The following is a 7,553-nucleotide window of genomic DNA, read 5'->3' on the forward strand; positions in this document are numbered from 1 at the left end:
TCTCTAAACCGCTCATTTTAGGAAGCTGTAAATCGGTAATCACAATATGAGGTGAATGTATCTCAAAAAATTCCAAACCCTCTTCAGCATTTCGTGCGATAATCACCTCTCTAAAATAATCACCAAAAGCATTAAGAAAAGAGCGTATCGTTGATTCATCGTCTTCGACGTACAAAAGAGTCAATGAGTTAAGCATTTTATTGTACTCGCACAGAGATTTCAGTTTTCATTCCGTTCGAAATGGATTCCATACGAATCGAGCCATTCATGCTATTCTCGATGATCATTTTGGACATATAAAGTCCGATACCCGTCCCCTCTTTTTTTTCTTTGGTGGTAAAGTAGGGTTCAAATGCCCGATTTATGATTTCATCGGAGGCTCCGCCGCCATTATCGGTAATGATAACCATAGCCGTCTCATTTTTACTTTCGATTCCGACACGGATAAATCCATCATCCCGTTTTTCTTTTAGTATTGCATCTTTAGAATTATTAAAAATATTGATAAGCACTTGAGCAAACTCATTCTCATATCCGAAAATCTCAAGATCACCCTTATCATCGTAGTAGATAGTAATTCCATGATTTTTAAAGGAATCATGGACAAACGAAATCGTTTTATCGATAACAAATGAGAGTTTGAACAACTTTTTAGCTTTGTTCGGATTGAAAAAATCGCGAAAGTCATCGATGGTTGTAGACATATGCTGAATGGTTTTTTGGGACTCTTCCACAAACGTATGAAAGAGATCTTTATTGACAGTATCCGTATGGAACTTTTTTTCTATGGCAAAAAGATTGAGGGCAAGCGAGTTGAGCGGTTGTCTCCACTGATGGGCAATATTACCAATCATTTCTCCCATACTGGCAAGCTTTGATTGTTGAAACATAAGCTCTTGATTACGGATAATGTCCGTTTTATCGGTAAATCCGATAATAACCCCAAAATCATCACTTGAGAAGTTAATCGATTTGATTTGAAACCAGTAAATACGATTATCGATGATCAAATCGTATTCCACTTCGGTTTTGTTTTGGACAACATTTTTGACATTTTCAAATAAATCGGGGATTGAAACGAGTGCATTAATAATGATTTCACTAAGATTAATTTTATGGATGTAATTGATTTTGAAAAAACGTTCCATCCCTTTGGTATGAAGAAAAAGATCGAGATTTTTATCCAAAATCAACACATCGGTATTGATCACTTCGACTACTTTATTCAATGCTTCGTTGACAAATGCCAACTCTTTATTTTTGTGTTCCAGCTCATCATTAACGGTATGTAGCTCTTCATTTGTACTTTGCAGCTCTTCGTTCGAGGTTTCTAACTCTTCGTTCGTCGATTGTAACTCTTCATTGGTACTTTGAAGTTCTTCGTTCGTACTTTGAAGTTCTTCGTTTGAGGTTTCGAGTTCTTCGATGGTAATTTGTAAACGCTCTTTGAGGGCTGTCAGCTCATTTTCAAGAATATTAACATCATTGATATCATGTACCTGCATTTGGTGGGAAAGGAGAACGGATCGATCGGTTTCATTTATCTCTTCAAAGACAATAAAATAGCTGTTTTCAGCCAGTCTGTTTCGCGGAAGAGGAAAAACAGTGATAGTGACATAAACTCGATCATCCGTGAGCGGTAAAACACGAATTTTTTTTGAAACGGTAACGTGCTCGTTTCTAACTGCCTCATTAATAGTTGCCCGTAAATCGAGCCGAAGGAAATCAGAAACTTGTTTATAAATATCGTTGGTTGCCAACCCGTTAGGATGGGAGATATATTTATTCTCTCCCTTAAAAAATAAAATACCCCCACTGGAGTCGACAACGATACCGTTTTGAGCGAAAAAACCCGCTACGGCATTGTTAATCGAACCGTTTATATCCAGTGCATTCACTTCATCCCGCAATTTTCGAGAACCGCGTTGGAAATCCTTTTTTTGGAAATAGGCAAGTGCTTCAATATCGATATTACCCATATCGTTCGATTTACGGTAAATTTTGTATTTGTTATCGACAATAGCAAAAATAGAGGTGAGATTTCCAATGGTCTCAGAGAGTCCTAAAAACATCAATCCCTGATAACGCAGTGCGTACGAAAAGATACTAATGACACGTTGTTGTAATTCGGAGTTAAAGTAGATCAATAAATTACGACAACTCACCAAATCGAGATTAAGAAACGGTGGGTCTTTGATCACATCGTGCTTTGAGAATACGATCATATCTCGTATTGCTTTGATCGGAGTGTATCGGTGATTTTTTTCAACAAAATAGGTGGAGAGGATCAGTGGGTCAATCTCATGAATTTCATCTTCGCTAAAGCTTCGGCTTCGTGCCTCATCAATTGCCTCTTCGCTCACATCGGTGGCGAAAATAGTCACTTTTTTGGTAATCTCCATTTTTTTCAAAAGCTCACTGATAACAATAGCCATCGAATACGCTTCATCACCAGTAGCACATGCCGCGATCCATATACGAAGGTGATTATCGAGCTTATCTTTTAAGAGAGATTCAACTTCAAGCCCTAATGCTTTAAACGCATCTTTATCTCGAAACAGTGAGGTGACAATGATTAAAAGCTCTTTTTTAAGATTCATAATTTCAGCGGGGGAGCGTTGTAAAAGGTCGATATAATCATTAACACTTTCTGATTTTGTATCAATAATCCGTCTCTCTAAGCGACGATGAATCGTATTTTCTTTGTAATCGCTAAAATCAACTTCGCTTTTTTGGTTCAACAAGCGAAACACTTTATCGATATTGTCTAAAAGATCGAAATGTCGATCAAAATATTTCGGATCATCAATCGCGTAGGGAATCCCTTGTGCTAATAATTCCGATGGTAGTACCGCATCGACCGCATGGGTATCAATAGCGGCTTTTGGCATTGAAAAATATTTGGCATCTTCGTTTTCGGCGAGAGCAATACCGCCCCCTTGTTTTATGGCAACAATCCCCTCTGCTCCATCACTTCCGGTACCACTAAGGATGATTCCGATCGCTTTTTCTTTTTTTTCCAGTGCCAAAGATTTTAAAAATCGATTAACCGATGGTTTTGGATAAGGCTTAAGAGAAGGTGTAACGAGTTTAAAATGACCATTTTCGATCACGATATCTGAGTTAGGAGGGCAATAGTAAATATGATCCGCCAAAGGCTCAAGATCATCATTCACAGCGACAATAGGGATTTTTGAAAATCGCTCCAAGAGTGTCCCTAACATTGTAGGCTGTTTTGGATCGAGGTGCTGAACGATAACATAAGCAATTCGACTCGATGGCTCAATATTCTGAATAAATTTTTGAAGTGCCTCAAATCCTCCTGCACTTGCCCCCAAACCTACGATTGTTAGATTAGCATAGTCGTTATTCACTTTTTTCTTTGCCATTGTCTATAACATCCTTTTGATTTGTTGAATCAGTTTTTGTATGGCAGTCACGTTTTTCTGAACACCTAAAAAATATTTTAACTTCTCTGTTTTTTTATCAAAAATAGGGCTAATAGTAAGTTCATTAAAAATTAATTCACCCTCTTTCGTATAATTACGAAGTGTCACCGTAATGTCCCGCTCTTCTTGAAGTGCTTTTTGAATCTCTTTAAGTGAAATTTGATCTCGATCTTCTCCGTGTAAAAAACGACCATTACGTCCAATTACCTCTTCAGAGGTATAACCGAATAATTCGCTAAACGCTTCATTAACAAAAATAATAGGATTGTCCGGTAAATTTGGGTCAGAAATGGTAACCCCATTTTTTGCTTGATCGAGTATTTCGAGAACATAATCGGTAATATTAGGGACATTATCACGATATTTTTTGAGAACATAACGTCCCCCGTAATAGTTGTTGATAATCAAACACGGTATTCGTTTGCGAAGATTACTAATCAGATTGCGAACACTTTTCGGATTAAACTCTTTTTCGTAATCATCCCAAATATGAAAAAATATATCGACACTGCTCACCGGTTTATCATAATGATCAATTAATATCGCGAGTAATTTAGTCATGCTAGATGTCAACACCAAAATATGGTTATCTTCAATCACCGTTTGGGTAAGAGGGTTCCAATAACATTTATCACATAACTTTATCAGTGTTTTTGCATTCATAAAAGCCATTCTAATACAAAAGTATCTTTAAAGTGTCTTTTTAACTGCCAAATAATGGCGATAAAAGAGTGCCGACCTTTTAAAAAAAAGCTATTTTCAACTTCCTTGACACAAATGACGCTAAAACCATTAGTACAAATCATCATACCTTATTTTAGGCATAAATTACACTTAAGTTAAATAAAAAAACAATTGAACATATTTTAAAAATATATGATTTGATAAATAAATGTGATGAAGACTTCCTACACACTCCACATAGGAAGATTATTGATCAATAAAGACAATATCACTTTGAATATTGTTGAACAAAAGAGACCGATTATCTGCACGATGCTGATATAAAAAAGTATTCGGTTCCATTGAACGAAGAACCGTTGTATTGTAATAATAGGCATTTGAACAACGACCAATAAAAAGGAAAGAATAGAGTAATTTGATACGCGGATTTTCAAACATTTCATGCGGTTGAGCTAAGAAAGTTAACCCAAATTTTTTGAGATTAACAAGATCGAAAATATAAAAAATGAAATCTTCAAATTTGGTATAAAACCCTTCCAAACTCGCAATCTCTTGCATAATATAATAGTAGTTATCCAAAAGTTCACGCTTTTGCATCATTTGTGAAAGTTTGCTTTTAATATCCCGTTTACTAGCAAAAAAGCTAGGGTTAACCGCCATATAAATATTTTGACGCTCTGCAATCGCTTGATCTAAAATAGTATTAAATGTTTCACTCTCATCAAAACACATATAATGAAAATCGCTGCTGGTTTTAAATTTTTCTTCGACCTGATCGGGAGTCGGATTAGAAAAATCAAGGTAAAGGGTAGGGATATTATTCGCAATAACAAATTCACGGATTTTATTTGCCAAATGAGTTTTTCCCGAACCAGGTTCCGCTAAAATAAGGGTATTTTCACGTAATACACGATCTTGTAGTTCAAGTGTAGAAATAGAGCTTTTAAATTTTCCGATTTTTCGTTTCATAAGATTTTTCCGTTAATGGAGATTAATGTATGGAGTAAGTATAGCCAAAGGTAGTAGTTTTAGAGATAAAGGAGGATCAGATAGTGCGAATAGTGGCGTATTATTGCCACTGCTCTTGCGTAATGGTAACATCACCCCGATCACTATGAACACTCAACTCTCCATCACTAATATTGCATTGAAGCCGCATAGAGCGCTCACAGAGCTTCTCGATATCTTCGGTATGGAGGTGTATTACGCGGAGGTTTTTAAACCGCGCAAACGTCGCACCGTATTGTCTCCACCACGCGGTAGCACTTTTGAGGTTATAGGTGTAGACGATCACATTTTCCGCTCGTCCACACGCTTTACGGAGCCGTTTTTCATCCATCTGCCCCAAATCAATCCAAAGCACGACATCGCCGCTGTAATCTTTCTCCCACAGTTCAGGTTCATCGTCACCGCCGATCCCTTTGGTGATCACCATACGATCGATCGCGTTGAGGGCGAAGGCTATGAGGCGGATCATTAGCCGCTCATTCGTCTCGGAGGGGTGCTGGGCTATCGTGATCTCATGGGTCTCGTAGTAGTTGCGATCCATATCGGCGATACTGAGTTGTACTTTGTAAATCGTTGAACCTGCCGCCATGAGAACTCCCTTGTAAGTGTGGGATTATGGCATAAGGGGGCTTAGTAACAAGAAAATAGAAAGAAAATTCCGCTGAAGCGGAAAGAAGCGTGAAGAGTAAAACTTACCCTTTCACTTTTGCTTCAATCGTCGCCACGATACTTGGATCTTCGAGAGTCGAGATATCCTGAGTAATCGCTTCGCCTTTTGCGATAGAGCGAAGGAGGCGACGCATGATTTTTCCTGAGCGAGTTTTCGGAAGACCTGGAACGAAAACGATATCATCACAAATCGCAATGTTACCGATCTCTTTCATGATCACTTTGTTGATCTCTTTGACCATCTCCATCTCTTCACCAACGGTGTCATCGCTTTTGAGGACGATGTAGGCGAAGATTCCCTCACCTTTGATGTCATGCGGTTTACCGACTACGGCGACTTCCGCTACGTTCGGATGTTTTTTACATGCCGCTTCCACTTCAGCGGTTCCCATGCGGTGACCTGAAACGTTGATAACGTCATCGGTACGTCCTGTGATCGTGATGTATCCCTCTTCGTCGTAGATTGCGCCATCACCGGTAAAGTATACCGGCTGACCGTCTTTTTTTACATCACCGAAATACGATTTCACGAAACGCTCAGGATCACCCCAGATGCCGCGAATCATAGAAGGCCACGGACGGGTTACACACATATAACCACCCTCACCCGCTGCGACTTTGATACCTGTTTGAGGATCAAGAATTTCAGCGATGATCCCGGGAAGAGGGAATGTCGCGCACGCCGGTTTAATCGGAGTTGCACCTGGCAATGGAGAGATCATATGTCCGCCGGTTTCGGTTTGCCAGTAGGTATCGACGATCGCACACTTACTTGCACCGACTGCTTCATAATACCATTTCCATGCCGGAGGGTCGATCGGTTCACCGACGGTTCCTAGGACTTTGAGAGAGCTAAGATCATACTTTGATGGCTCATTTTCACCCATTTTGTGCAATACGCGGATTGCAGTCGGAGCGGTGTAAAATTGGTTGATTTTGTACTCTTCGACCATTTTCCACGGACGTCCCGCATCCGGATAGGTCGGAACCCCTTCAAACATAACGGTGGTTGCACCCATCGCTAACGGGCCATAGACGATGTAGGTGTGTCCGGTAATCCAGCCAACGTCTGCCGTACACCAGTAGGTGTCGTTTTCTTTGACGTCAAATACCCATTCCATCGTCATTTGCGCCCAAAGGATATATCCCGCGCAGTTGTGTTGAACCCCTTTCGGTTTTCCGGTAGAACCTGATGTGTAGAGGAGGAAAAGTGGATCTTCAGCATCCATTACTTCGACTTCACAAATGCTCGATTGATTTTTGATAAGTTCGTTGTATGAGTAATCGCGTCCCGCTACCCATGTGATATCTTCGTTGTTGCGCTCGACGACGAGAACTTTTTCAACCGGAGATTTTTCATCGATGGCTTGATCCACAACCGGTTTGAGCATGTACGGTTTGTCTTTACGAAATGCTCCATCGGTGGTGATAACCACTTTTGCCTCTGCATCTTCGATACGGTCTTTCAACGCTTCGGAAGAGAATCCGCCGAAAACGATTGAGTGGATCGCACCGATACGAGCACACGCGAGCATCGCATACGCTGCTTCAGGGATCATCGGCATATAGATAACGACACGATCCCCTTTTTTGACATGAAACTCGTTTTTAAGGAGGTTTGCAAATTTGTTTACGTTGTAATAAAGCTCAAGGTAGGTAATGATTTGTTTATCGCCGCGGTCACCTTCGAAAATAATCGCCGCTTTGTTTTTGCGAGAGCTGAGGTGACGGTCGATACATTGG

General features: G+C 39.9%; 6 protein-coding genes. All 6 read right to left on the reverse strand.

Annotated features, from left to right (window positions below):
- Positions 1 to 196: response regulator transcription factor (locus WA010_RS11415; RefSeq protein ID WP_422557238.1), on the reverse strand; the 196-nt coding region annotated here is incomplete at its 3' end.
- A 1-nt stretch (position 197) separates the two neighbouring features.
- On the reverse strand, positions 198 to 3,389 hold the full coding sequence (locus WA010_RS11420) for a CheR family methyltransferase (RefSeq protein ID WP_422557239.1): 3,192 nt from the start codon (positions 3,387 to 3,389) through the stop codon (positions 198 to 200).
- Between the two features lie 3 nt (positions 3,390 to 3,392).
- A complete protein-coding gene (locus WA010_RS11425) occupies positions 3,393 to 4,121 on the reverse strand; it encodes a PAS domain-containing protein (RefSeq protein WP_422557240.1) in 729 nt (242 codons plus the stop codon).
- A 258-nt stretch (positions 4,122 to 4,379) separates the two neighbouring features.
- A complete protein-coding gene (locus WA010_RS11430; protein ID WP_422557241.1) occupies positions 4,380 to 5,102 on the reverse strand; it encodes an ATP-binding protein in 723 nt (240 codons plus the stop codon).
- A 100-nt stretch (positions 5,103 to 5,202) separates the two neighbouring features.
- Positions 5,203 to 5,730 carry a YaeQ family protein gene (locus WA010_RS11435; RefSeq protein WP_422557242.1) on the reverse strand — a complete coding sequence of 176 codons (528 nt, stop codon included), beginning with the start codon at positions 5,728 to 5,730 and terminating at the stop codon, positions 5,203 to 5,205.
- 103 nt (positions 5,731 to 5,833) lie between these two features.
- A partial coding sequence (acs, locus tag WA010_RS11440; protein WP_422557243.1) for an acetate--CoA ligase occupies positions 5,834 to 7,553 on the reverse strand: 1,720 nt, incomplete at its 5' end.

This window comes from Sulfuricurvum sp. (genome assembly GCF_049305995.1).
GTDB lineage: Bacteria > Campylobacterota > Campylobacteria > Campylobacterales > Sulfurimonadaceae > Sulfuricurvum.

Coding starts and splice junctions, on each gene's coding strand:
- WA010_RS11425 (WP_422557240.1), bottom strand. CDS start 4,121: ATGGCTTTTATGAATGCAAAAACACTGATAAAGTTATGTGATAAATGT.
- WA010_RS11435 (WP_422557242.1), bottom strand. CDS start 5,730: ATGGCGGCAGGTTCAACGATTTACAAAGTACAACTCAGTATCGCCGAT.
- WA010_RS11420 (WP_422557239.1), bottom strand. CDS start 3,389: ATGGCAAAGAAAAAAGTGAATAACGACTATGCTAATCTAACAATCGTA.
- WA010_RS11430 (WP_422557241.1), bottom strand. CDS start 5,102: ATGAAACGAAAAATCGGAAAATTTAAAAGCTCTATTTCTACACTTGAA.